The following is a 25,636-nucleotide window of genomic DNA, read 5'->3' on the forward strand; positions in this document are numbered from 1 at the left end:
TTCCCTTATTATCTATTTCTTAAAACAATTAGTAATTCCTTCTTTAACATTACTTTACAAGCATTTTATCTTCCATTCCATAAATCACATCTTCAAGAAAATGAGCAAGTTCTATATCAGAAGTATGATTTAACGCCATCTGACAGAAGCGTTTAGATTCACATAAGTATAAAAAGTCCAAATATTCATTACTTCCCCTGTATGCAGAGGATATTAGGTTCATTAATCAAGTGTTCGGAGATTAAACTTTTAATGGTGTCAAATACATTCTGCATGTTTCCAACTACTTAATTAGTATCCAACCGTTGATATTCCTGACGGATCAGCGTTTCAACGATTTCTTTGATGGACTTTCCAGTTGCATGTTTTATTTGGTTTACCATTTCCTTAACCTCTGGTTCTGCATCAATCACTAGTCGAGCATGAACTTTCAATCTTTTCACCCCCGTGTACTTAACGTTGATATGTACGTTGATGGGTTAATTTTTCCAATTAACAGAACAATATGTAAGATCGTACTTTCATCAGATCTGGGTTATTCCACATAACTCCCGTTAGCACAGCAACAGGAGGAAAAACCACTCCAAATAGTGTAAGTATTCATCTTGAATGACAAAAAAGACCTTTTCAATGAAAAGGTCTTTTTTTGTGGATTAGGTAATCCTTCTTGTAAGGACATCAAACTTATGAAAGGAGAACCTAATCCAATGAAACTGTTACTTCTTTGAGGCATATTTATTGTACCTTGGTTATCCCTATTCTTTCTAAATAAGGTTAGCCTTAAACGTTACATGCCAGTTGCTTTATTTACTGCGTTGTTAGTCACTGTATGGACTGAACTTGCCTATACCTTTAAATGGTGGGAGTTTAAAACCAAGTTATTTCCGTCACTCTTCGTTGAACCCCCTTTTGCTTATGGATCTTTATTGGTAGGAACAATATGGATTTTTCACTTGACCTTTAGGAAGTTTTGGCTTTACCTTGGAGCAAACATAGTTATGGACCTCCTTCTTTCCTTCCCCTTTAATGCTTTTTTTGAGTGGGTTGGTTTATACCGTCTAGTTAACTATACAAGTTGGCATATTTTCTTTACATCATTAGCTATGGCCATTGTGATATATGGTTATCAGTTATGGCAAGAAGGCGTACTTATTAAACCTAACGAGAAAGATAGGGAATTAGAAGTCGATTTCAAGAAACTGCTTCGCAGTAAAGAAAAAGCAAGATAACTCAATGTTCCACATCCGAAGTTTAATTTAGGGGATGTTTATGCCACAGCATCCCTTCTCTTGTGTTGAAAATACAAATTAGTTTAACATTGCTGTGTAGCTGAACAACAACACCATCGGGTCTACCCTATTGGGATACAGAGTCGGAGAATAACAAAAAAGACGTAGATTTTTCTACGCCATGTTTGTTTCACTATCGATTCCCGTTAGCTGAATAAAAACCCCTACTATTGGTTAAGGGTTTATCCTAATTTCTTGGTGCCCATAGTATAATAGAAACACCTACAACGCATATAACAGCACCAATCCAGTCATACATATCTGGTGTTTTCTTATCTACCCACCAACCCCAAAAGACGACAAGAACAACAAATACTCCACCATAGGCAGCGTATACTCTCCCAAAGGCTGGGAAACTCTGGAACGTAGGGATGATTCCTTATAGCACAAGGATGAATCCACCTAAAGCACCGTACCACATTGGTTTCGATTCTCTTAACCAAAGCCAAACCAGATAACCTCCACCAATTTCAGCTAAACCGGCTAGTATGAATAATATAATCGCATAAAGAATTTGGTAATAACCTCCTTATCCATTGTCTCTGTCAGGGATATATCTCCATGTATTCGATGTAAACTTTATTTCAAGAACTTAAATTGACCCTTTTTCATTACTATTTTTCCTTTCTTGACGGAGGGGACAGTTCCTAAATCATGATTACAGTAAGGACATTTCCAATCATCATGCCACATTATGTGTTTAGAAAGGAAGAAGAATTGAAACATGGAACATAAATTAATCATAGTTGGTATTTTTGGTATTGCACGAATGGTGTTGATAGGAATTTATGATTTCACTAAATTACGGGGACATTATGTGTCACGCTTTGGAAAAACTTGACTTGGTAATGATATAATAATATAGAAACTACATCATAGTTCCTATTTCAGGGGAAAAGGGGGCTTAAATGGAACTGACAACCGATAGCTCAATCTTTCTATTTTCATTCCTGCTTGTTGTAGGAGTATTAACCACTAAATTTTCTTCTCGATTAGGGCTTCCATCCCTTGTTCTTTATATAGTTGTTGGGATGATTCTAAGTAAGTTTATTTATTATGACAATGCTTTTTTAACCCAATTGTTTGGTATATTAGCCCTCATCGTCATCCTCTTTGAAGGGGGTATGCAAACGAAGTGGAATGAGGTTAAACCTGTTATACGTCCTTCCTTCTCGTTAGCAACCGTAGGTGTATTGTTAACGGCGGTAATCATTGGTGCACTTGCAAAGTTTATACTTGATGTTAGCTGGTTAGAAGGCTTGCTATTTGGTGCTATCGTTGGTTCAACCGATGCCGCTGCGGTTTTTGCTGTTATAGGGAACCAAAATATCAAGCGAAAACTATCATCGACCCTAGAAGCAGAATCAGGAACCAATGACCCGATGGCTGTTTTCCTTACCATTTCACTCATACAGTTAATCCAAACTCCTGAATCTAGTCCTTTCGGAATTATCTTTTCTTTTTTCTGGCAAATGGGGTTTGGTTTACTCATGGGACTTGCAATGGGGAAACTTTCCGTGTGGAGTATCAATAGAATAAATCTGGATTCCTCTGGGTTATATCCTGTCCTTGCCTTAGCTTTTGCTATTTTAACGTATAGTTCAACAGCTTTATTGAATGGAAGCGGATTTCTAGCCGTTTATGTCATGGCTGTTTTTATGGGGAATTCGGACTTGACCTTCCGCCATTCCATATTCAGATTTAATGAGGGATTTGCTTGGATGATGCAAATCTTGATGTTTATTCTTTTAGGCTTATTAGTTTTCCCTCATCAATTATTTGAGATTGTATGGCAAGGAATTGCTTTATCTCTATTGCTCATGTTTATTGCGCGACCTCTTGGCGTATTTCTGAGTACAATCAAATTTGGCTTTACTTTTAAGGATAAGGTCTTTATTTCATGGTCTGGTCTTAAAGGGGCAGTTCCTATTGTACTGGCTACCTACCCGATGATAGCTGGTTTAGAAAATAGTCAGCTCTTATTTAATGTTGTTTTCTTCGTTGTATTTACTTCAGCTCTAGTGCAAGGTGCGACGATTTCTCCACTCGCTAAAAAACTCGGTTTATCAGAGGGAGAAAAAATCACATCACCACATAGTTTGGAATTAGTTTCTGTAGGAAAAACAAATTCAGAGATTATTGAAGTCCGCATTAAGGAAGGAACAGAAGCCCTAAATAAAGAAGTTTATCAGCTAAATCTTCCACAAGACTCCTTAATTACAGCTGTTGTCCGAGATGATAAAGTAATTACGCCAAGGGGTACAACCAAATTAGCAGAAGGAGATATTTTATATATCCTCACACCAAAGCCCCAACGAGAAAATGTAAAAAGAATTTTTCTAACTAAAAGTGAAGCAAAAGTAGAAACTGAAACAGGATAATTAAAAGAACTCGTCTCTTATGGGAACGAGTTCTTTTAGTATTCTGGGTTAGCATATTGGTGGTCGATGTTTTATTAAACTAAACTCCCTTTAGTTGCGCAACGTAAAAAGAGCAGCCATGGCACACTGCTCCTAAACAATCGATCCCCGTTTAGCACAATAAACACTAAAAAGGTAAATTTATTGTGCTTAAAGCACCTTTTTAATATGGACGGCTTATATTTAATTTATTAACCAAAGTTTTATTTACAAAGGGAAATTCCTTCTTGTTGTTTCTCAGCTTTATTTTTATCATAATGGCTCGAACAAAGGGCAGATGCTGGATTACAGGAGATCCATTATCCTAATAAGTTCAGCGTCCAAAATAATATGACCCCAAGAAAAATCGCTCCTACTAGTAACATCACCCACTGAGCTGTTTTCTTTCGTTGTCTTTGATTATCCTCTTGGTCATCCTTTTTTAACATGAATGGTAACTGGGAAGCAAGGATAGCAGCTATACCCGAGAATATCCAGAACCTCATTGTTTTTCTTGTTTCATTCTTTCCCATCCAATCCCCCCAAAATAGTCGGGTTCAAAAGATTAATAATCACAAGTCGTATGTTCAATGCCGAAGGAAATATAGGATTATTATGCTCTGAATGGTATATCGCTGATTCAATAACTACCAAGAAAAGTAGAAGGTGCAAATTGGCTTATATTTACCCATTGAAACCTTTCTGCGTTAACAAAAGTTATTACAGGAATGCTGCCCGTTAGCTCAGTAAGAAAAAAGAAAAGTGATGGCAGCAGCTCAGTCGCTCTCGGTTCAAATACAATATTAATTGGTCAGTACCTGACCAATTTTGCAACTGTACTTAAGATAAGACATCGAATCGGTTTAAAGATACACATTCATCTACTCGCAAGCCACCAAACAACAAGAGATAACCAATGGCTATATTCCTTAAATCTCCATCCCGTTCTAAATCATGAAGAAATAGGTTCCTCTTCTTCCGGTCCAAGGATTTCGGTCGAATATGTTTAATGCTCGACTTCTTAGGTTTATCAATCTTCTCGACAATCAAAGGGATACCTAAGAAGCGAGCCCACACACAGATGGTGGAATAAATCCGATCGATGGTCGCCGGTTTCCTCCCTTCCTCTACCAATTGATAAATATAGGCTTGGACATCGTGTCGCGTGGGGTAGCTCAGATCTCCCCCTGTCTCTTGCAGAAGGCGTTCCAACTTTTAGACTTCGTGTAGATACATCCGAATGGTCGAATCGGACTTTTTTTCCTCTTTTAAATACTGAGTGAATTTAACGACGAGATTTTCATGCGTTAGATGACTCATCATGCCCTCCTAAATCTTGTCCTTCAGGTGCTAACAAATCTAGTATTTTCAAGGACTCTACTCTTCTTTTGACTATTTTATATGATTTTTCTGACCTTTATATTTTCAAGGTTTAATGATGAATTGATAACGTTGGATCGCATTTCTGAAATCGAATCATGTTTATGAAAGGGAGACAAGTTATGATGATACTAGTTATATCAAATTTTGTAGTTTAATTAATCGTATTCTATCCTTTATATTTCCGCTTACCTATAACATAAGTGATTGTTTTGTTAAGATTTTTTCGATCTACATAAGGATATGGTAAAGCTTCATTGTGTACGATTTTTAATTATCTTTCATTTATATGTCGTTTACACCTATGTAATAGCAACATTAATACCTTATTTAATAAAATGGTATAATTTATCAAAAGAATGTAAGGTGGGATTGATTGATGGAAGATTCCTCATCGAAACCAATTCAATCTTTAGCATAGAAAGTTTGATACACAAGAAAGAACAAATAAAAAAATCATGTGATGGATAAAGGGGTAGCCTGGGAATTGCGTATCATTCTTTATAGACAAGTTCAATTGATAAATGAACGAATTACACATTTAGAGAATAACTACACACAAAAATCTGATATATAGAGGGTTTTAAATGATTGGCACAGAGATTATAAGAAATTTAGGAAAAAGTGAATACCTCATGTGGTTATATCTTAAAGACAGGGATTTTGTCAGACCTTCTATAGATGAAATGACAAATCATTTTGGCAGAAACGCTAGAACAATAAAAGTTTGGTTAAAGAAGCTAAAGGAACATGGGTATATCTAATTGTTGTACAGAGTGTTAAACTAACAGTTTAAAAGAAGTCCAATTGGTGATGGTGCAAATGAAACCTACTCCAACTATTTTACATAATTTCTTCATGATCTTCATCTGCAGATTTCAAATCCTCGATCACTTCCATTTTAAAACCGGTACTATAGGTCAAAAGGATTTCCATCTACTAAAGGGCTACGTGTCCCTTAAGGAGTCCCGCAGCGCCTTGAAATATGAATAGATCCATACTTTCCAATGCATGTTAACCGTTGATAGACTACTAGGGGTCTTATTATGTTAAAATACAGAACGTACATTTCCTGTTTCAAGGTGAGTTAATGGAAAAGTGGTGACAGGTAGACAAGATCAAGAAGCAGCTGGGAGATGCCCAGCAGCTATGCGAATATAGAGCGGAACCGAAAGACCCGTTTGTTTGTCGTTGATGCGAATCACTGGAAAGTGCCTATGTATCAATAAAGTATAAGCCCGTGTCTATGCGAAATGACAATAAGAGGAGGAACTTAAATGCGGAATATCCAGCAGGAAACAGTCGATTTACTTTTGTCTAACAAGGGATTTAGGAAGACGGGGGAAAGTGAACACGCTGTTTCTTTGACTTACAAAGACAAGGTTACCTATCACATCGGGAAAGAGGGCTGGTCTGCATATGTCGCGGAGGATGGCGAATGGTACTATGGATCGAATCACCAGTACGTTAAACTATTCGAATTGATTTACCCGTTTTTGAATAGATAGAGAGAAACAGAGACAAAAACCCTAACAAAAAATAGAGCCGCCAGGTCATCGGCGGGCTAAGGGGGTCAATTATTATTATTACGGGTTTATTATTACCATATAATTTCTTATAAGCGATTTTAGACATATATGCGGTTTCAAAATCCATTCAGATGATTTTAACAGAGGGGCTAACCTTTCGCCATGTTGTTTTCTTTCTCATCAGCAAAAGCTTTCCAAGTCCGATACCAAGCGGTCGATAGCATAATAATGAGTGCTACTCTTTCTACTTCATTCAATACATATCCTTGCATCGTCAAACCAATTAGAGGAATAAGAAGGGTCAAGGAATAAAGAACACGTTGCCATGGCTTTTTCCAACCAACCCATTGGATGAATTCAACGATATAACGACCAAGAACAATCCCCATTACCCAACAGATTAGAACAAATAGCAATTAGAACACCCACTTATAGATAAAAGTAGAAAGTCTAACGGGAGCCCTTGTTAGGCTTCTATGGAATATTTCTATACTTAAAAGTTTAACCAATCGCAAACAACAGTTTACCTGTCTTTCGCATACATCTTTTCGTCTTTTTACGACAAATCACGATCATCCTAGGCTGCACAAGCTTAAATGTCCTATATCTATCTAGTTATAGTAGTATTCGGTCCGTTAGCTTAATTTCAGTATTAGCTTTCTTGGTTTTTAAGGTCTTACAATTTATTTATCAGTCTTATAATTTATTTCATCGAGCACCAAATGGGATACAAACAAAGAAGAATCCCTCTTTAGTAGGATTATCTAGTAATATATTTGATTGTATTATTAATCCACTTTACTTTCGCAAAGACGCATTTTGCGTAATTAAAAATAACAAATGCTTTTGATAAAAAAATATCACCGTACCTATTTAACCGGCGGTTTTATGAATAAATAGGTTAATACAGCATCAGCTTTTACTTGCACACCCGCTGTTGTGTCTTTCTGGTTCCCTTCTTCCCTCTTAGAAAGCGGTAGGGATGTGACTTGTTGATTCAGCTTTATAATCGGATAAAACTTCTAACAAACTGCTAAGTTGTTGGTTGGTTTCATCAAGGTCAGCTTTCCTCGCTACCGTTTGATCGAGGATTTATAAATTCTCATTATTCGCTTGTCTTTTTACATTTTCATTTCCTAACGGTTTTTTAATCCTAACCTCGGTGTTAAATCTGGCATGGTTCATCTCCCTTTCTATGAATAATTAACCGTTAATTCAGACTTTCGATATTTCCAGTAGTAATAAATAGGTGTTGTCAAATGAAAAACCTTTCACCAAAATTAGGAAGGTTATTTGGCATACACAACGTAGGATTGAGACATAAATGGAACTCCCTTCATTTTTGAGCAATGAATAGCAAAACAAAAGAACCGGTTGTTAGCAAACTGGTTCTTTTTTGGGTCTAAAACCCATAACATTTTTACGATCCATTTTTTAGGTTCCTTAAAACAATTAACATCTTCCCTCTTCTTCCTTTCCTTCTTTTCCCTATCGTTATTATTCGGGTCTTGACCTGCTCTAAACGTGCAGAATGCATTCCTTCCATAATGTTCATCGATAACACCTCCTTTGTTCATAGTATTCCCTATGTTAAAGTATCCCGTTGAACAAAACTCGATTGGGCCAAGAAGAATGCTTATCTAACATCGATCTACATCCTTAATTGTTGGACTGGGAATCGCGTTGCCATTATTTAGGAAGAACTAGTGAATTATATTTACCAGTATTGAAATTCCATATCTCCTTAAATCGAGAGGTATCTAAGATCTCCCCACGAATGACCATCGACAATTTTTCGTAATAGGCTGCCACATCAGGATCCTTGATTAAAATTTCCCCTTTTTCGATTGTCTCTATATATCCATCAGGAATAGTACGATTAAAATGTCCAATTCTCCATTTTTTGGATTTATCCATTGGCAGTCTGGCCAATAACGGATCGGAAAGAGCGAGTTGATCGATCACATGTACATGGGGACCAACAAAAAAACTATAGAACCCTAACATCCTGACCACGGTCACTTTTTTTCCACTGGCTCGATCTTCTAAAGCCGTTGAAATGGTTCTAAAATTAGGCATCTCATTTGTTCTGCTCTGGCGCAGGAAACCTGAATGGGGGTAATATACACCTCTTTCATCAGCTATCCCTCGATGGTCAACTAGTTCCTTAAAAGAGCGATCAAGTCCATACTTTGAGTTACTCAATAAGGTAGGGTAAGGAGAAACAAAACCCAAGAGAACTACAATCGATAAAATAAATACAAATTGATATCTGTGGAGTGAAATTTGAAGGAAACTTAAGGCAATGACTGAACAGAGCAAAGGAGCAGCCAGAAACCTCCCACTCATAAAGTCGCCACCAACTTTGATCGTATAAATTACATAGAAAATGACACCTATGGAAACGGGATATAACCTTTTATCTCTTATTATAAAAGGGAAACAGATACCAATGATAATAATAAATGGGGTTATAGGATCTACGTCCATTGAATTAAAAAAGTAAAAAACACCTTGTAGAATATATTCAATGCTTGATATGCCTGTATTTAGTTTTGCATATGCTGTGTTAGGAAAAGGAAAGCCGTAATAAACAAGAGAAAATAGTTCCCAAACCATAAAAGGAATAAATCCTAGTAAACCTATTACCGCTTTCTTAATGAAAAACTTAATATTAAAATGACTTCTTAATCCCTCGAAAAAGTAAAACGTTAAAGCAGGCAAGAAAAGTAATATCGTATCCATTCGATTGACCATACATAGGCTTGCGATCAGAGTCAAAAAGAACCATTTTTGAATATTTTTTTTCGTTATGAAATAAATTGAAAAGAAAAGGACAATGAGCAGGTGGTTCATTGGATTTTCTAATCCTGATGTCGAATAATCTATGAATGCTTTTGACAACATCAATACAGTTACACCAAAAACGGAGACTAACGGTGTTTTGGAAAGTTTAAACGCATAGAGACTTACGGCTACAAGAGAAATGATCATACTGATTAGTAGACTCGTATTAAAAATTTCATTGGTAAAGGAATAAAAAAAAGCAAGGATCAATACCCATAATGGATTCGTAAAGGATTGTACTCTTTCTCCAATATTAAAAGTTAGCCCATAACCATTGATAAAATTATCTATAGTTCTGAACGATATATAAGCGTCATCGGAGATCCATGCCGTTCGAACAAGAACTACAAAATAAACAAGAATAAAAAAGATGATTACTAAACTCTCTCCTTTCTCATCCTTTTTGATTTGAGGTGTCGCTTCCACTAGATCAAATCCTCTCTAGAATAAACAAAATCAATGATCGAAATATTTTACCATAAAATGGTTTTATACACCAATTGGTCAACGAAAACCGACTATCGTTCCTAAGAAATTTGTTTGGAACCCAATGGTCTACAAAGGAAAACCACCTTACAGAGAAGGTGGCAGTTGAAAATTTAGACACTAATCTCATTAAAGATTTGCTGAAAAAAATGGCCACAATTTTTACAAACAAACACAAGCGGACATTGATGATTTTTAAAATCATCAGGTATACCATCGTATTTTTTCATCGTATCAATCGGTAAATATGGGCTGTAAGGATCCCAACCATTAAAATCCCATTAATCTTCCGAAATCGGTCATAAGATGACCACATTTGGAGCAGCTATTTTCCACAGATTGCATACCGTTACATAAGGGCAATAGTGGGACAAAAAATCAACTCCCTCTCAGATGTTCTACACCTTGGTATTGAGCGTATTCAATTCCGCCTTATTTTCTATCTTTTGGTTGAATTCCACTCGTGTGATTTAATCCAACTCCCCTATTATCTTCTTCAATAAAAGGGATACGAATAACATCATCTTGTGTCATTTCGATTTCGATGGACTTGTCATCGCTGGAAGAGGGATCTAAATCCCATTCGTCTATTTTCTCAAACTTTTGGCGCGAATCTTTTTCAATTTAACTTTCAACCTTCTTTTTAGTCTCTTTATGATCCTCATCTTTTACCTTTAAAATGAAACAGGACAATTGGTTACGTTTTTATTAAACACCCTGCTTTTTAGCCAATTCTGGACAAAATAAGACACACCTTAAACTCCCTAGACCTTTCAACGGTTTTTCACTCGAGGTGTGTAACGAACCGCTAACCTTTCAGGAATAGCGGTTCTTTGTATGATGCTAGTTTTTGTTAAGGGTGTTTATCCTCTTTTAGGAAAGAAACGTCACGAAATCGGTCGTTTCTTTTTTTAGGGCAATCCGGCCAGCGATGTATCTTGGTCCGGACACCGGATAAAAAAGTAGTTTGTGAAACATAATAATTCATGGTTCATTAATCAACCACTTTTTACCTTGGAAAGATCATTTAAATGTCTAGAAAGTGGGTTGCTCACGAATTATTGGAAACAACGGAACTATTGCGCAAATTAGCCGCAGATATTGATTTGCACGCAATTTATATCCAGAACTGTTCCAACCCGAAGGCAAGACGTTTAAACGACATGACGATTGGAACCATTATATTAAATGCTGATAAAGAATTCATGTTTGGGATGCTATGGGCAAACGAATGTGTAGATCCCATTTACATATGATGAGTGCCAGTAACTCAGAATGGTGTAAGTATGGCAACTTATGAATGCTAGAGGATACTATGAAGTTCCTGCTATGCCAATGGGCACGATTGCGCAAATATTCCAACCAACCGTATTGGGAACCACCTATGCGGGTACCCACCATATTTAATCATTCTAAAGAGGGGTAACCCTCTCTTTTGATTTTACTTTATTACTTCTATCGTCGTTTTATCCTGCATTTTGAGACTGTGCACATAAATGTGATAAGTTGAAAAAGAAGACGGGAAAACTAACTGTAACAACCTTAGGAGGTTTACAAACGTTGAAGAGAAAGGACCTAGCACTCATCCTCGTATTACTTGTAAGCTTCGGGGTTGGTCAGAGTATAAGTGCTGAAAAGCTATACGACATTTTTAAGCTTATATCAAATGAACTAAAATCAAAAACCAATTTTCCTGTGCTTTTACCGAGATACTGGCCACCCATTTCGCCGCGGACCTCATTTAAGTATCCTGGCATTACATATGAAGTAAGCGAAAATTCTTACGCTGTAACAGTTACAGCCACGTCACAACCTTATCCGGTGAATGACCCCCGCCTCAGTCAACCGCCAAATGATTCCGAAGCTAACAAATGGGGAAGTGTTTCGGGTCAAAACTCCGATATTTTTCAACCGCTAGAAAAACCTAGAAATGTTGTTAAAGTTAAAATAGGAAACGTATTTATCCTAGCCCACCCAAGCGGAGTCGAATACTATTGGGAACGGGATGCTTGGAGATATAAAGTTGTAGCTTCCTCAATTGAGGCATTGGAATTAAGTAAAGAATTAATCGAAGCAACAAATAAAAACGATGGGTTGAGCTCTTTGAATGCAAAGAAAGGAAAGGTGTACGTAGCTTATCCACGTATTTATATTCAATGGGTATCAGAAGACGGAAATACATATAGTATATTCACCAAGGCAAATATAACTGAATCTATCCGTATTGCTAACAGCTTGTATGTCAATTAATAAGGAATCCAGATAGGGTAAATCATTTCAAGCAACCCGTGACATAGTTAGTCACGGGTTGTTGAAACATCGCATTTGTCTGTTCTCCTACCGAATGACCAGGGGAGCTAACGAAGAGACCGTCGGGTGCAGTCAAGGATATTTTGGGGTAGGTCGGTGGCTTGATTAACGGATTGATACCAGGCACTCTCAGGAGTAGGTTCAACCGATTCAATAAAATCGGATGGCTTTTGACCACTCTCCAGGTCGTAACGAAATTCAGCATGAGCAGCATTTTGAAGTATGGTTCCGAGGAAAACCTCTTTATCTATCCCAAATAAAAACGGACTTGCTTCAGCCTGAGAAAGTGAACCCGTATTTTGGGAGTGAACATTTTGGCTAAATACACTTAGACCCTGAAAGGGTTCCTGCCATAGCAAACCCACTCCAGCCATATGGGGGTCGACAAGCGTAAAGGAATCCGGGTCGACCGTAGCATGACAGGCTGCACAACTGATACCAACCTTTACCTGCCCTTCTTAACCCACTCTATCCGCTTAGCTTACTTGTATGATTTTAAAAATTATCCCCGCCAGCATTTCGGTGCTGGAACCCGGCATAAGATCCGGCTCAAAAAAGAAAATGAAAAATGGTATGTATTTCGTGAAACCTATTCGGATCCCATGGAGGAAAATCCTGAGATGATTCCAGTAACATCCGTCAAAACGTATATGGATAAGCTTTCAGAGGCGAATCGTGAACCATCAGTTCAAGTTACTCCAGTTCAGTCGAATGGGCGTTATAATCGGAAGCGTGCCGTTATTTACGCGAATAAATATGCAGGTTCGGCCTGGGGGGCGGGGAACCGTAATCAATATAATGATAGGTATAGGGATTATACCGATGAAGGGGGAGATTGCACAAATTTCGCCTCACAGGTGATCGGTGATCCGATCGAAGGTGGAGGTCTTCAGATGCTGCCCAATTGGCATTTTTCACCGCAATCGGGAGGTACGGTATCGTGGATTCGAACAGATTCGTTTAAAGATTTTCTACTTTATGGCGGATATGGGCAGTTGATTGCCAGCGGGTATTTTGAGGATGTTACCAAACCGACTCCCTCCTTTCCCAAGGGAGCGATCCACGAATTGAAGCCTGGGGATCTGATCGGTTACGAGATGAAGGGTGATCTTGACCATTTTTCGATTGTAGTCGGAACAGACGATCATGGCTATCTGCTGGTCAATTCCTATACCTGGGATCGTTACCGTATGCCTTGGGATATTGGCTGGGACAATAAGACCAAGTTTTGGCTTATTCAGATTAAGGATTAACAAACAAAAGAGCACTTTCATCCAAGGAGTGCTCTTTTCTTATGGAAATTCCGTTATTTTAACAACTCGGAAACTTTGACAAAGGTCATGTCCTTTTCTTTCAGCTGTTCTATGATTTGGGGCAGAGCTTCCACGGTTCCAGATAATTCGATCCCTATTCCTCCTGCACTGTGGAACAGGATGATGGAACTGGGATGAACAAATCCGAGAACATTGTCCGCAATTTTCTTTTTGTTTAAACCTCCTTTCCAATCCTGTGAATCAACATCCCAATGAACAATTTTATAGCCCTTTTGTATAACAAATTCTGCCTGTCTATCATTAATCGATCCGAACGGTGGACGAAAAAGTTTGGTGTCAGCACCTAAGGAGCGAAGAATTCCCTCCATCCGCTGAATCTGCTGTTCAAAGCTGGATTCGTCTAATTTTGGAAGATACAAATGCTTATAGGAATGTATTCCCACTTCGTGACCTTCTTGAATGATCTGTTTTACGATATGGGGGTGAGCCTCCGCTCTTTCACCGATAAGGAAAAATGTCGCATTAACGTCACTCTCGCGAAGAATATTGAGGATCTGAGGAGTATACGTCAGATCCGGTCCATCATCAAACGTTAAAGCGATCCGCTCCTTTCCCTGTTCTCCTCGTGTGAAAAACGATTTCGGATATTTCTTCTTCAATTCAGTAAAGGTTAACGTCGTATTTTTCCGTCGGTCCTGCCTAATCCTTGGTTCAACGTTACTTAGATCTAAGAGAATAGAATCATTTTTATACTCCCTTTTTCCATCGTCCTGCTCTTTTTTCTTTGGAGCGATATGATAAATGTTGTCTAATAAATTCTCATCTTTTGTTTCCGAATCAGCAAGCTTTGGCGCTCCTTCAATAACCGTTGGTGGTTCAGTGGGTTGAGGGTGAGTGACCTCCGGCACCGGTTGCTTAAGTTTAGTAGGTTCCTTCGCTTCTTCTTCTGTACTTCCCCCTCTGGCAATTCGCTCTGTTTGAAGTTCTTCTTTTTTGTGATTTCCACGCTCAGCTTCATTGGCCTTTTTTTCTATTGTTTTTTGGGAAGAGGTATTCCTCTGATTTAATGGATGAGGCTGTGGTCTCTCCTTAACTTTTTTCTCCAGGTTTTTATTCTTCTGTGAGACCTCGTGGTTCTGGTTCTGCTCTACCATTGGTGAGGAGGCTTCTCCTTGCTTTGGCGATTCATTCCATTCCAGGTTATAGCGTTGAGCTAATTTCCGTAATTTTTCCGCGAATTCTTTCTGTTCAACAGAGGGTTCTTCCTCTACTTGTGGGTCTTTCGAACTCCTATTATATTCGTCAGCCAGCTCTTCGATATTTTTCTCCAATTCCTCCGATGAGTAGGAACCTTCGTTGTTCTTTTCCTCTACAGAAAGACCATAATCCCTGGCAAGTTTTTCAATCCCTTGGCGCAGCTCTTCACGTGTGTACTTGATTTCCTTTGTCTTTTCTTCCTTCGATTTTTGAACCTGTTTCTTCTCTTTCTGGATTTTTTGATCTGCACGATCTCCGTTACATGCTTGTAGGATAACAACCATCAAAAAGAAAAGAAGCCCTATCCGCTTCATCGTGTCCCCTGCCTCCTGATTCATCTATAGAGAGTCCATATGCTTCCATAATCATTTTTTGAAGAAAGGGACATGAAGATACACTTTTTAACTCAATAAGCTTTATTCGTGAATTCATTTTGCATGGACGGTCCCAATTCCCACCATCGGTTTTCAAATTTATTTAACCAGAAAAATGTGAAAGGATGTAATAATCCCTTTTCACACTCTACATTTATTTCCGGAGATAAGAATTCTTCCATTGTGCAGCATGTTATTTCTGTGGTTTCAAAAGAAATTTAACGGAGGGCTCATCACTTGAGAAGGTTACGTTAAAGTGGAGGTGGAATCATATGCGACAAGCTTGATTTCGTTATTCATGCAAGCCATTAGTTTAGCCATTGATAGGTACACAAGAGGTAGAAACAACAAATGGCAACAAATTCTACAACCTATGACAAATAAACAAAGCAATAATTTTATGACCTTACTTTGGATTGTCGGTCTTAGCATTGTAGTCCTTGCTCTAGTACGGAGTGTTAATTCTAGAAGAATCTGGAACCAAATAACTCAGCATTTAAAAAATAGACAATGTGACATGGTTTCTGTTCACTTCCCCATGCGAAGTCCATGGAACGGGGATCTATTATTTTATAACTTCGGGCTGCATCTGGAGGTCCTTTTTTGTTCAGATTAGTTACCCCTCTTTAAAGCGCAGTTATTGAATACTGGTTTAGCGGAACAACAAAGAGAGTAGGGGTGGATCAGTGATGACCACCCCTACTCTCCACAATGCATATTTTGCTCTTGCAAGAATACACATAAATAATTCTGCTAACGGAAGATATTTTCTCGATTTTCTACCATATTTTCGTTCCTTTTAAACGACCAACATAAATCACCACTATATGGGGTTACCACCTAATTATTCCATCCCTAAAATCGTCAATCCATGTGCATATTATCAAATGGTCCTTTACCATGACTACACAAAACGGAGGGAAATCAGATGACCGTTGGAACTAAGTTACAGCAAACGTTGGCCAGTGCTGAAGGAGTTAAAGCTAATTTAAAATCATTTGCCCTGGATACAGATGATCAGCAAGCCAAGCAAATGTATTCTCAATTGGCGCAAACGATGGACAGTGTCATCAACACCCTGCAAAGTCGCGTTTCTTATGTTCAGCAGCAGGAACCCCAGTATCAACAACAATAACGGTGTGCAGGCAATCTTAACATGCTTAAAACGATGTGGAACTCCTTCTCCTTTTTTATGGCCACTATGCAAATCATGTATGCGATTAGATATACCATAAGGATCTTGCGGAAAAAAAGCTAAATTTTATCGATTGATGATCCATCGGGCGTCTCAGGATTTCAGACACCCGATGGGCTCTTTTCTTAGATTCCTTTCCATTCCCTTTTTGTGCGCTTAAAAGGGTTCAGCTTGGAAATTCCGTGCAAATGATGAACGACATTAGCTGCTGTGCAGGCGACCTGGTGTCCGCTGATTTTTAACGGATTCGTGATGGTTGAACGGCCTGTCTTTCCTTCCTGCAGTTGTTCAAAAGTGAGGCCCTTTACCCTCATCGCTTCATCAAATTCTTTCTGCGCTGCCTGTTTGGCTTTGAACAGCATCATCTGAATGCGGCTATAGACATTTACGGCCCCATCCCCTGTCGTTTCAATAGGAAGAAAAATGGCTTCCGGATACCGCTCCGTAATCAGTGACTGAACCCCATCGGAAACCCCGGAAGAAGGCATACATCCGAAAGGCTTAACGGAAACCGTCATATTGACTTTGTGCTTGACTACATTGAGTATTAGCTTCCCTACCTCCATATGTCCTTCTCCGCCCCGCAACTGGTTATCATAATGCTCGTGGGCGGTCTTGGCGATCTCATCCATATCCGGCAGGTGGTATCCCCGGAGTCCGATCATTCTTGCATAGGTTTGAAATAGGATGCGAACGATGCGATCAGCAGCGTGAAGCATAAACAACTTCTTATACGGATTTTTTCCTTCCAGTCCGTGCCGTCCGCCATCTGCCTCCCGCAAACGCATCCGTTTCATCGTGTCATATCGCCCTTCCCAAATCAAAAACAGGGCCCAGGCCGTCACTGATTGAACTTCCACCTCGGCGCCCTCGCTTTCCAAAAATCGCTGAAGCTGGTAGTTCCCTTCGCCCTCCGTGGTCATCGCCCAGAACTCCCCAATAATACTTACTTTCGGCTTCACCTGGGTCCTGTCCACTTTCACACTCTGAAGTTCTTTCCGGCAGCGGTATAGTGCGGTCATGAGCGATTGGCGTCTGGAAAAAGCTTCATACAAAATTCGTTTGCAGCGTTCCAGGGCAGCATCGGTGGAACCGGGCTTCACTTCATAAGGTCGGATCCGGTAGCCCAAAGCATTCAAGATGTCTCCGATCAGAACTGCCTTTAAGAAGGTAATGAAAAATGAACTGTCCAATTTCAGAGCGGATTCTTCTCCTGTTGCTTGCTTGAGTCCGCTCTGCTGCTGGAACAGCAGCACCCGAAAACCGTCAAAGTCGGCATCCCGCAAGGCTTTCCGGTACTCTGTCACGTAGGTTCCAAACCGGCAAGGCCCGCAGGAGCCGCTCGTGATGAACAGATAGTTGCGGACAATTTCCTCCTTGGATTTGCCTTCCACATCACGGAGATAGGTTAAATGTTTAATTAAATTGCCGACTGTAAAATAAGTCGGGTTGCACTGCCCACGGTTGCCGAATTCCTTGCCGTAGCGAAGGGAATCCGTATCCGGGCATTCCAGGTGCTTGACTCGATATCCCAAACCGGACAATGCTCCCTCCACCAAATAATCATGAGCCATGGTTAGGCCGCCGAATAAGATCGTAGTGGACTCTTTATCCTTAGCAAAAAATTGCCGGGGGACCGGATCAAACCACTGTTCCCTTGACGCTTGTTCCATGCCCAGTCGGGCTTCCCATTCCGCTTGGTATCTCTTCAATTCCTGCTCGATCGATTCATCTCTGACTTCTTTTGCCATCGCTTTTCCCTTCCTTTTCCGTTACTCTGAGATCGCTTTCTGATGGGGATACTCATCGGGCTGCTCCTGCCGTCCCCTGCCGAGCAGTTCAAGCCGCTTCTGTTCAATCCGCTCCTGAAGCTCCTGCTTTCTCCGTGCCAAATCCTCCAGCCGTTCCTCATGGAGCCCCAAGCTGTGGGCGTAAGTTTTGACCCGGATCTTAATCGAGCCGCTCGGCTTGTTCGCATCAATATCATGCAGGGCAGAATACGGAGTACCTGCTGTTGAGATGATGGAATCGATCAGCCCGTAGGTAGGGGCGTCGTGTCCGCATTTAAAGCTGGACAGATCCAAGACGGCCACATTCGGGTGGCGGGCGGCAAACTTGGCGGCCCACACCTTCTGCACGCTGTTGGAACTGAAATTTTCTGGCCAAACGTCGGATACCTCCAAGGCAGCCTCCACTCTTCCGCTGTCAAGATCCTGCTGGAAAAACCGGCGCAGCCACGCTTCATCTTTCGGCAGGGAACGCATGGACAGAATCGGATAGCCCAAGACCTGAAATTCATCCAACACCGAATGGTTCATGCCCGGATCGGAATGATACGGCCGTCCGATCATCAGAATGGCGATTCGGTTTTCCGCTTCGACCTGTTCGAGAATGATCCGGCCTTTTTCCTGCATTTCCTGATCAAACAGCTCCAAAGCCTTCCACCCTTGATCCGCGGCAAAATCGCTTTCGTCCTCCGTAAACTGCAGGAAATCCTTGAACGCTTCAAAAAGCTGTTTCTTGAGCAGATTCGGTTCCGTAAAGGTCACCGCAGGATCGAAATACCGGATCCCTCTCTCCTGGAAAAAGTCCGTTTCCTTGGTGAATGCCGCTTTGATCACCTTCGGCGCTCCCGCTACAATCGGACAGCTGGAGGAATCCATGACGTTGTGCAGATGCGTCGGGATATGCGTAATGCACGGGAAAAGGATCGCATGAAGAACCTTATGCTCCTTGTGATGCTTGAACAGCAAATTATGAATATGAGCCTGGGCGACTTTGGACGGATAGCACGGATCGATGGAGCCGTACTTTCCTCCCTCCTGCCACATTTCCTCACTCGTATTATCGCTGAATACGATATGCTTCGGATCCACGCCGAGCGTCTCCAAGTACGTGCGCCAGAAGGGGGCCGTGGACCAGATATTGAGAACCTTAGGAATCCCGATGCGCAGCTGTTTTCTCCATTCCATGGCTTCCGCAGAAGATCGCTGGATCGGACGCTGCACTCTCACCCGCTTCATGCCGAGACCGAACCACCCTGGCTTGACCTGCAAATCCTCCATTACTTGATTTTCCTCGGGGAGAGGCTCCGCATCGTAGAAATGCTGGAACATGCGGCGCGCCTCATAGTCGACCAGATTGGGATACTGGGTTTTCAGCCGGTTGCGTTCCCGCGTAAGGGCAATGACAGCATCCTTGTCTTCGACCGTTCCCTTTTCACAGCTGAAACCGGAAATGTAACGAGCGGTTTGTCCATCCGGTGTCGTCGAATCAATGAACGTGCGGCTGCAATTATTCGGGCAAAAGTTGCAGCGGGTGCTTTCATCATTGCGTGATTGGTAGGTGAGTCCGGTAGCCGCCTCCATGCCCAGGAACGTGGAGTAGCCGCGCTTCTTCACCACACGCAAGGTTTCCATGGCGGCACCAATGGCTCCCGCTTCGCCTGTATGGGGATGGATGAACACCTCGGCATCGGGAACCCGCTCTTTAATATAGTCGACCTGCGCTTTTACTGCAGCCAGATTATGCTGCGTTCCTCCCTGCAGGACAAATTTCCGGCCCAACTCCGCCATGCGTGGAATTTGCACCACATACTGCCACACATTTTTGGGCAGGACCATAGCCAATCCGGCCAACAGTTCTTCTTTGGCGTATCCTTCCTTTTGGAAGTTGACCCGGTCGGAATCGAGAAATACCGCACAGCCGTACGAAAATTTGGGACTCAGATCTGCTTTGAAAGCGGTTTCGGCATATTCCTGGATCGGGATGCCGAATTGATCCGCCATCGCCTGCAGCAGCATACCGTTGCCTGCTGAACATTGATTGGATAGGCGGAAGTTGCGGATATCCCCGTTTTTCATAAACAGAACCTTGATGTCCTGCCCGCCAATATCGCAAATCACGTCCACATCCCCGAAAAAATGCACCGCACTCATCATATGGGCCACTGTTTCCACGACATTGACATCTGCTTTTAACGTCTTTTCGAGCACATCGGCGGCATACCCTGTGGCCCCAAAACCGATCACTTCCAGCCGGGCTCCCGCGGAATGAACCTTGTCCCAAATGCGCCCCAGAAGCTCCTTTGTATCCTGAATCGGGTTGCCTTTGGACAGCTGATATTCCTTCAATAAAATCGTGCCTTCCTCATCGACCAATACCGCTTTGGAGGAAGTGGAACCCCCGTCCATACCGACTACAGCCTGAACCACCTGTCCCGGCTGAAAAGATGCGGGAGTGAACTTCGGAATACTGTACTGCCTGCGGAATTCCTGCAATTCCTCGATGTTTTTCACCAATGGAGCCCCGGCCTTCTCTCCTAGCTTCGATTTCCGGCCATGCGTAATGAAGGTCTTTAAATCTTCCAGTCCTTTATAGGCACCAACTCCCGCCGGTTCATGCAGACCGTACATGACAGCGCCATAGGCCGCATAATATTGGGAGTTTTCAGGAACAAAGATCAGTTCTTCCACCGACATGTCTTTCGGGTAGTGGTATCCCCGCTGTTCCCAAGCTTCAGGAATCCTCTTTCGCCAGCATTGCTGCAGAAACGGCAGATAAGTATTGGGCCCGCCCAAGAGTAATACCTTATGGCGCAGCGTATTCCCGCGAGTGAGGACGGAGAGGTTTTGCATCACTATGGCATCCGCCAGCGAACACATGATTTCGGGTGAAGGGATACCGCTTTTGACTAAATTCACAATATCCGTCTCGGCAAACACACCGCATTTTGCTGCCACATGATGAAGCTTCGTGTCATCAAAATCCAGCTTGGCCACTTCTTGTTCGGGCATGCCGACCTTGATCATGCACTTGTCAATCGTGGCACCGGTACCGGAGGCACATTTGTCGTTCATGGACGTGATGGCCTGCTTGTCCCCTGTTTCTTCATTTTCTTTAAAAATAATGATCTTGGCATCCTGTCCCCCTAGCTCCACTACACTGCCGACATCAGGGTGCAGTTTTTCGACCGCCATGGTGACCGCGTTGACTTCTTGCACAAACTTGGCGCCGATGTGCTCTGCAATCGGCCCGCCTCCTGAACCGGTAATAAACACGCGAATATTTTCTTTTTTGACATTGGCAAATTCATGGCCGATTCGGACTAAAAATTCGAGCACGTTTTCCGCTTGCTTCGTGTTGTGGCGCTGATAGTCGGACCATACAATCTTCTTGCTTGCTGGGTCAACCACGGTTGCTTTTACGGTAGTTGAACCGACGTCAATTCCGATAATGATACTTTCCACTGGACCCTCCTAGAACACGTTTAAGTTAATTTGCTAAATCCTGAATGGACTGAAATTGCTTTCCACTATATAAACGTTGTTAACTATGATTCATTTTAACCTAAACAGTTCCATTTATTCCCTAATGACCTTATTAAACATCTAAACCATACAAGGAAGACTCCTAGATTCCTTATAGCGTAGGGCCAATTATAGAGTTATACAGGCAAAAAGGTTGGGAATCCTGTAAATAGATAAAGGATTATATAAAGATGAATTCTAATCCAGGATTGGAGGGATTTTGGAATGAATCATATCATTCACACGTGGTCTCTTTTGGATAAATGTTATTATCACTGCAGTCGCTTGCAGTGTGTCAATCAGAAGGAACAAAACGTCTTCAGGGTAAGGCTTCTCACCTATCGTGGGCAGAACCTTTCATTAAGCGATGGCACGATTATACAGTCTCAGGATCTGCTGCTTAAAATTCATTTACATAATTGTATGCTAATCAAGGAAATGCAGGGTATGGATCATGACGTAAAGCGGGCTCTATATGTTCACAATCGGGTTGAACGTTCACTGCCCGGATTGGCTCAGTTCGTATTTAATCACCCTGAAAGGGATAGGATTAAAGGAATTTTGGGGATCACCCTATTAAGTCGCGGAGTCAAGAGGTTAGGCTTTGATTCTCTTGACATTCCAAATCCGATCTATAAAAGGATAAAAGCACTTTATTTGATCCCTATGTTCTGCGTTTGTCATCACAACCTAAAATTAAATTCGTTTAAGAAGGAAAACTTGACGCCCAAATATCTTGCCATGTCCAAAGAAATACTATTGGATCGATTCTTATGATCTTTATGAACATAAATTTATATTTTGAAATAAAAGGCCTGACTTACGTCAGACCTTTCTTAAACTATGTTATGTATACTTTCAATCCCTACTTTTATGACTCCGATTAATCCTGCCTGAAACCCACCTAAATGATTGACGACTATTGGCTGCTATACAATCGACGGTATGGCTGCTTATTTCCATATAATGGAATACCCTAAAATATATTTGCAGAGTGGTTTGCATAGTAAAGCTTATTTCACCCTCATTTTGATATGATTCAAACTAGATTGATCAAAGACGGGGAATTAACCATTGAAAAATATTATGTATGGCTTGATTGCTATGTTCTTCATGCAATGGTCTATGACGTCCATCGGAGAACATTACATATAACTTGTCCTTTGTGGTAATCGACTCAAGAAATTGTTGGATTAAGCGAGGGTCAACCAAGGGATCTTGCTGACCGTAAAGGCACAAAGTTGGGAAGTGAAAATTGGTAGCCTCCGATAAGGCATGGATCCCATTTTGAAAAAATTCTGTGAGCCAACGAGGAGTATATTGGATTGTAGACAAAGGGTCGGCAAGTATTTCAGATGGTCTATCAGGCAATATCGGTCTTAACCAACTCAGTTTCCTTAGGGTGTCGGTCCACTTAATAGGCTCTACAGATAAACTGGGAGTTATTAATGAAATAAATTCAGCAAACTTTTTTAGAGGGTAAGGAACGCGAATACGAGGGCCCAATGCAGGGGATGACAATATTACCCCGTTTACCTTACCAGGGTATTTTTGACCATATCGTATCACAATCAACCCACCTAGACTGTGACCTAATAAAAATAATGGCATTCCAGGATATTGGGCTTGTAATAGTGTTACTAATCCTTCCAAATCGTCCAGGTATTCTCGAAAACGATTGATATGACCTCGAGGCCCTCCAGATTGACCAAAACCCCGTAGATCCGGAGTAATAAGAGCTATTTGATGTCGTAAACACTCCTCACCTATGTGAGAATATCGACCGGAATGTTCACCCGCACCATGTACCAAAATCATAAGTGCCCGGGGAGCTTCTGGCATCCAGATACGATAATATAGGTTTATTCCCTGGGTTCCCACATAGAAACCGGTTTGACAAGACTCAGTATGCATTGGAATCCTCCTAAAGAGAAATTTTACCTTATACAAACTAACCATCCTCTCGTTCTTTTACACTATGAGATATAAAAAATTTGTCAGGTATAAAAATATATCAAAGTCATACGCAGTACTCGTGCCAAGATTTTAAGGTAATCTTTTTGAGCTAAATTCATTGTATCTTTTCACTTCAGTTCGTAAGTCAAAGGGAGTATAAAACGCTTCGTGAAATGATATTGGGTACCCCGCTGTAAAAGGCTGGCTATTCAAGTCCTTTGAGGATAGTTAGTATAATTAATTTTCATCAGAATATTGACCACCTTGTTCATATCAACGCAATACATCTTTTTTGTGAGGAGTGTGAACAAATTGAAGTTTCACTTTTTCACACTTGATGATGTAACACTAACGGATTTCTGGATTTAGTTGCATATTAATTCTAATACTGGTCAAAGAGAAAAATGTTTTGGTTAATAAATATTGTTTTGGAGAAATTAAGTTTGTGCAACAAGCTTTACCCCTACGCTTGTTGCCCTTCCTTAAGTGACCCGAGAAAAAGTCCAGCTATATGTTGGACTTTTTACGGATTTTGCTTGAAATTCTACAGGCAAATAAACCTTCGAAAAAATCCATCTCTCTTCCCCCCGAATGTGCTCAAAAATATTCAGGCCGATAAATGAGATGGCTGAAAGTGATAAGAGGTCTGGAATATTGTGATGATCTTACATGGCTACCCGTATATGAAAAAAGACAACATACCTGTATTATCTAGCTTCCTCTTTTTTACTAGATCATTTTTAACATTAATCGGAAACAACAAGCCGATATTCTTCCTTAGTGTAGGAAAACGGATTTTTTATGTGAAAATGGCTGAGTGTGCGAAATTCGCGTTTTTTTACCGTATCTCTTATTAAGCTAAATTAGGTACTAGTTTTGGTAATGTTCAACCTGATCAGTCAAAAATACTTATATCATTGATATACGGCGAATGTTTATTATCTAATGTTGCAGAAATAGTTCTTTCGGGCTTGTTGTTTGGGCATTGGTCTATTCCGATAAAACCTAGGGCGAATAAAATAAACAATCTTTAAATTCCTAATTTCTTCGCTCACCATCTGTAACTTTTAGAATACCTTCAGCAAATTGACTCAGTAAGCTTACTGAGTCTCTTTTTTTTTGTAAGGTAATGCCAATGCTTAGATCATAATCAGAATAGCATACAAATGGTGAACTCCCCCATAAATGGCACATACCTGTTATTTTCCTATAGAGAACTTTCAAAAAATTAATTTCCTTTCTAAAGCAATAAACGCTTGGATACTAAATATACTTTTAAGGTGTGATCAAATCAAAATTTATGTATGACATGGGGAGGAATGAATGATGAGCTTAACAAATTGGGAAGACATTCTTAATATTTGTACGGATCAGCCTATTGTGTCTAATGGACAAAAAATGAAAAAAAAGAGCATTCGTATTCAACGTCGAGTTCAATTAGAAAATGGAGTTGCGGAGGAATTTCCAGTTAAACCAGAGATAGATCGGATGGTTATGACTCGATAACGGATACGCTTCCCCATGGATGGTGATAAGTTTCATTTAAAATCATTTAACCGTTTAGAACATGTTCTAAACGGTTATTATCTGGGAATGTGATGCTAACTTTGATGAACTTCGGTCATTAACCTCCAAACCTAAGAAAGAGTTTAAAAACTATATTTTCAATTATATGCTTCTAAAACATCCAATTGTTATTTCGAACATTCAGTTTCATTTGCTCCTAAATTTTTCATAAAGAGAGCCCCAAAATCAGATGTGTATAACTGTCACTTAATAAGGAATATTTTCAATTACGACAGCATGAGCGATACAGGGGATGCTTTCTTTTTGCTGAAAACTTATCGGCGACAGCAATGCCCCCGTTGCCACGATCAATACTCTGTTTAATTCCCCTTTTCGCATCCGATTCAAAATATGGCCATAAGTGACCGTGGCTGAGCATGCACAACCGCCAAGTATCTCCGTGCAAGATATCGAAGTCCTCGGCTAAAGGACCCTGCGCCTCAAAAGGACCACCTACTACACCTG

General features: G+C 40.7%; 20 protein-coding genes and 3 pseudogenes. 10 read left to right on the forward strand and 13 right to left on the reverse strand.

The genetic code is table 11. The features are described from left to right. Positions 1 to 287 precede the first annotated feature (287 nt). Positions 288 to 434, reverse strand: a complete 147-nt coding sequence (locus tag ABLT31_RS35895) for a hypothetical protein (RefSeq protein ID WP_367760471.1) — start codon at positions 432 to 434, stop codon at positions 288 to 290. Positions 435 to 791: 357 nt separating this feature from the next. Between ABLT31_RS35895 and ABLT31_RS35900 the strand changes: the two genes are divergently transcribed. Further along, entirely contained in the window at positions 792 to 1,229 is a 438-nt protein-coding gene (locus ABLT31_RS35900; RefSeq protein WP_367760473.1) for a hypothetical protein, read from the forward strand. Between the two features lie 247 nt (positions 1,230 to 1,476). Here ABLT31_RS35900 and ABLT31_RS35905 read toward each other — a convergent pair. Next, a pseudogene (locus tag ABLT31_RS35905) lies at positions 1,477 to 1,803 on the reverse strand (YnfA family protein). Between the two features lie 394 nt (positions 1,804 to 2,197). Here ABLT31_RS35905 and ABLT31_RS35910 point away from each other — a divergent pair. Then, on the forward strand, positions 2,198 to 3,670 hold the full coding sequence (locus ABLT31_RS35910; RefSeq protein ID WP_367760474.1) for a potassium/proton antiporter: 1,473 nt from the start codon (positions 2,198 to 2,200) through the stop codon (positions 3,668 to 3,670). Between the two features lie 338 nt (positions 3,671 to 4,008). Here the strand turns inward: ABLT31_RS35910 and ABLT31_RS35915 are convergent, their stop codons facing one another. Together ABLT31_RS35915 and ABLT31_RS35920 are read right to left on the reverse strand one after the other, a co-directional pair. Next, positions 4,009 to 4,221 carry a hypothetical protein gene (locus tag ABLT31_RS35915; protein WP_367760475.1) on the reverse strand — a complete coding sequence of 71 codons (213 nt, stop codon included), beginning with the start codon at positions 4,219 to 4,221 and terminating at the stop codon, positions 4,009 to 4,011. A gap of 307 nt (positions 4,222 to 4,528) precedes the next feature. After that, positions 4,529 to 4,900: a hypothetical protein gene (locus tag ABLT31_RS35920; RefSeq protein WP_367760476.1), complete on the reverse strand. Its 372-nt coding sequence runs from the start codon at positions 4,898 to 4,900 to the stop codon at positions 4,529 to 4,531. A gap of 755 nt (positions 4,901 to 5,655) precedes the next feature. On the opposite strand from ABLT31_RS35920, the gene ABLT31_RS35925 reads away from it, so the two are divergent. Beyond that, positions 5,656 to 5,832: a helix-turn-helix domain-containing protein gene (locus ABLT31_RS35925; RefSeq protein WP_462976585.1), complete on the forward strand. Its 177-nt coding sequence runs from the start codon at positions 5,656 to 5,658 to the stop codon at positions 5,830 to 5,832. A 513-nt stretch (positions 5,833 to 6,345) separates the two neighbouring features. Then, positions 6,346 to 6,576: a hypothetical protein gene (locus ABLT31_RS35930; protein WP_367760477.1), complete on the forward strand. Its 231-nt coding sequence runs from the start codon at positions 6,346 to 6,348 to the stop codon at positions 6,574 to 6,576. A gap of 170 nt (positions 6,577 to 6,746) precedes the next feature. On the opposite strand, the gene ABLT31_RS35935 is transcribed toward ABLT31_RS35930, so the two are convergent. From ABLT31_RS35935 to ABLT31_RS35945, 3 genes are all read right to left on the reverse strand, one after another. Beyond that, positions 6,747 to 6,986, reverse strand: coding sequence for a hypothetical protein (locus ABLT31_RS35935; RefSeq protein ID WP_367760479.1), 240 nt, complete (start codon positions 6,984 to 6,986; stop codon positions 6,747 to 6,749). A gap of 900 nt (positions 6,987 to 7,886) precedes the next feature. Then, positions 7,887 to 8,174, reverse strand: coding sequence for a hypothetical protein (locus ABLT31_RS35940; RefSeq protein WP_367760481.1), 288 nt, complete (start codon positions 8,172 to 8,174; stop codon positions 7,887 to 7,889). A gap of 112 nt (positions 8,175 to 8,286) precedes the next feature. After that, positions 8,287 to 9,870 carry a glycosyltransferase family protein gene (locus ABLT31_RS35945; protein WP_367760483.1) on the reverse strand — a complete coding sequence of 528 codons (1,584 nt, stop codon included), beginning with the start codon at positions 9,868 to 9,870 and terminating at the stop codon, positions 8,287 to 8,289. A 1,091-nt stretch (positions 9,871 to 10,961) separates the two neighbouring features. On the opposite strand from ABLT31_RS35945, the gene ABLT31_RS35950 reads away from it, so the two are divergent. Then, a complete protein-coding gene (locus ABLT31_RS35950) occupies positions 10,962 to 11,186 on the forward strand; it encodes a hypothetical protein (RefSeq protein ID WP_367760484.1) in 225 nt (74 codons plus the stop codon). Between the two features lie 304 nt (positions 11,187 to 11,490). Next, positions 11,491 to 12,180 carry a hypothetical protein gene (locus ABLT31_RS35955; RefSeq protein WP_367760485.1) on the forward strand — a complete coding sequence of 230 codons (690 nt, stop codon included), beginning with the start codon at positions 11,491 to 11,493 and terminating at the stop codon, positions 12,178 to 12,180. Between the two features lie 67 nt (positions 12,181 to 12,247). On the opposite strand, the pseudogene ABLT31_RS35960 reads toward ABLT31_RS35955, so the two are convergent. Beyond that, positions 12,248 to 12,644 (reverse strand): annotated as a pseudogene (locus ABLT31_RS35960) (electron transport protein); the annotation flags it as partial. 12 nt (positions 12,645 to 12,656) lie between these two features. Between ABLT31_RS35960 and ABLT31_RS35965 the strand changes: the two are divergent. Beyond that, a complete protein-coding gene (locus ABLT31_RS35965) occupies positions 12,657 to 13,493 on the forward strand; it encodes an amidase domain-containing protein (protein ID WP_462976586.1) in 837 nt (278 codons plus the stop codon). Positions 13,494 to 13,546: 53 nt separating this feature from the next. Here the strand turns inward: ABLT31_RS35965 and ABLT31_RS35970 are convergent, their stop codons facing one another. Continuing rightward, complete coding sequence (locus ABLT31_RS35970) at positions 13,547 to 15,085, reverse strand: polysaccharide deacetylase family protein (protein WP_367760487.1); 1,539 nt, start codon at positions 15,083 to 15,085, stop codon at positions 13,547 to 13,549. 988 nt (positions 15,086 to 16,073) lie between these two features. Between ABLT31_RS35970 and ABLT31_RS35975 the strand changes: the two genes are divergently transcribed. After that, the gene (locus tag ABLT31_RS35975) at positions 16,074 to 16,280 is read left to right on the forward strand and encodes a DUF1657 domain-containing protein (RefSeq protein WP_367760489.1); all 207 of its coding nucleotides are present in this window, start codon (positions 16,074 to 16,076) and stop codon (positions 16,278 to 16,280) included. 185 nt (positions 16,281 to 16,465) lie between these two features. On the opposite strand, the gene ABLT31_RS35980 is transcribed toward ABLT31_RS35975, so the two are convergent. Further along, positions 16,466 to 18,091, reverse strand: a complete 1,626-nt coding sequence (locus ABLT31_RS35980; protein ID WP_367760491.1) for a 2-hydroxyglutaryl-CoA dehydratase — start codon at positions 18,089 to 18,091, stop codon at positions 16,466 to 16,468. 21 nt (positions 18,092 to 18,112) lie between these two features. Continuing rightward, positions 18,113 to 21,589: a BadF/BadG/BcrA/BcrD ATPase family protein gene (locus tag ABLT31_RS35985; RefSeq protein WP_367760492.1), complete on the reverse strand. Its 3,477-nt coding sequence runs from the start codon at positions 21,587 to 21,589 to the stop codon at positions 18,113 to 18,115. Between the two features lie 285 nt (positions 21,590 to 21,874). Here ABLT31_RS35985 and ABLT31_RS35990 point away from each other — a divergent pair, with 285 nt between their 5' ends. After that, entirely contained in the window at positions 21,875 to 22,426 is a 552-nt protein-coding gene (locus ABLT31_RS35990; protein WP_367760493.1) for a YkoP family protein, read from the forward strand. 276 nt (positions 22,427 to 22,702) lie between these two features. Here ABLT31_RS35990 and ABLT31_RS35995 read toward each other — a convergent pair whose 3' ends face one another. Continuing rightward, positions 22,703 to 23,563 carry an alpha/beta hydrolase gene (locus tag ABLT31_RS35995; RefSeq protein ID WP_367760495.1) on the reverse strand — a complete coding sequence of 287 codons (861 nt, stop codon included), beginning with the start codon at positions 23,561 to 23,563 and terminating at the stop codon, positions 22,703 to 22,705. Between the two features lie 1,368 nt (positions 23,564 to 24,931). Here ABLT31_RS35995 and ABLT31_RS36000 point away from each other — a divergent pair. Beyond that, positions 24,932 to 25,111, forward strand: a complete 180-nt coding sequence (locus tag ABLT31_RS36000) for a hypothetical protein (RefSeq protein WP_367760497.1) — start codon at positions 24,932 to 24,934, stop codon at positions 25,109 to 25,111. Between the two features lie 267 nt (positions 25,112 to 25,378). Here ABLT31_RS36000 and ABLT31_RS36005 read toward each other — a convergent pair. After that, positions 25,379 to 25,558: pseudogene (locus ABLT31_RS36005) on the reverse strand (stage V sporulation protein AD); the annotation flags it as partial. Positions 25,559 to 25,636 lie beyond the last annotated feature (78 nt).

The organism is Ammoniphilus soli (assembly GCF_040813775.1).

Excerpts from the sequence above, each read along its gene's own strand:
- ABLT31_RS35925 (WP_462976585.1), top strand. The coding sequence starts at position 5,656 with ATGATTGGCACAGAGATTATAAGAAATTTAGGAAAAAGTGAATACCTC.
- ABLT31_RS35965 (WP_462976586.1), top strand. The coding sequence starts at position 12,657 with ATGACAGGCTGCACAACTGATACCAACCTTTACCTGCCCTTCTTAACC.
- ABLT31_RS35915 (WP_367760475.1), bottom strand. The coding sequence starts at position 4,221 with ATGGGAAAGAATGAAACAAGAAAAACAATGAGGTTCTGGATATTCTCG.
- ABLT31_RS35980 (WP_367760491.1), bottom strand. The coding sequence starts at position 18,091 with ATGGCAAAAGAAGTCAGAGATGAATCGATCGAGCAGGAATTGAAGAGA.
- ABLT31_RS35990 (WP_367760493.1), top strand. The coding sequence starts at position 21,875 with ATGAATCATATCATTCACACGTGGTCTCTTTTGGATAAATGTTATTAT.
- ABLT31_RS35940 (WP_367760481.1), bottom strand. The coding sequence starts at position 8,174 with ATGAACAAAGGAGGTGTTATCGATGAACATTATGGAAGGAATGCATTC.
- ABLT31_RS35950 (WP_367760484.1), top strand. The coding sequence starts at position 10,962 with ATGTCTAGAAAGTGGGTTGCTCACGAATTATTGGAAACAACGGAACTA.
- ABLT31_RS35995 (WP_367760495.1), bottom strand. The coding sequence starts at position 23,563 with ATGCATACTGAGTCTTGTCAAACCGGTTTCTATGTGGGAACCCAGGGA.
- ABLT31_RS35975 (WP_367760489.1), top strand. The coding sequence starts at position 16,074 with ATGACCGTTGGAACTAAGTTACAGCAAACGTTGGCCAGTGCTGAAGGA.
- ABLT31_RS35900 (WP_367760473.1), top strand. The coding sequence starts at position 792 with ATGCCAGTTGCTTTATTTACTGCGTTGTTAGTCACTGTATGGACTGAA.
- ABLT31_RS36000 (WP_367760497.1), top strand. The coding sequence starts at position 24,932 with ATGAGCTTAACAAATTGGGAAGACATTCTTAATATTTGTACGGATCAG.
- ABLT31_RS35970 (WP_367760487.1), bottom strand. The coding sequence starts at position 15,085 with ATGAAGCGGATAGGGCTTCTTTTCTTTTTGATGGTTGTTATCCTACAA.
- ABLT31_RS35930 (WP_367760477.1), top strand. The coding sequence starts at position 6,346 with ATGCGGAATATCCAGCAGGAAACAGTCGATTTACTTTTGTCTAACAAG.
- ABLT31_RS35935 (WP_367760479.1), bottom strand. The coding sequence starts at position 6,986 with ATGGGGATTGTTCTTGGTCGTTATATCGTTGAATTCATCCAATGGGTT.
- ABLT31_RS35910 (WP_367760474.1), top strand. The coding sequence starts at position 2,198 with ATGGAACTGACAACCGATAGCTCAATCTTTCTATTTTCATTCCTGCTT.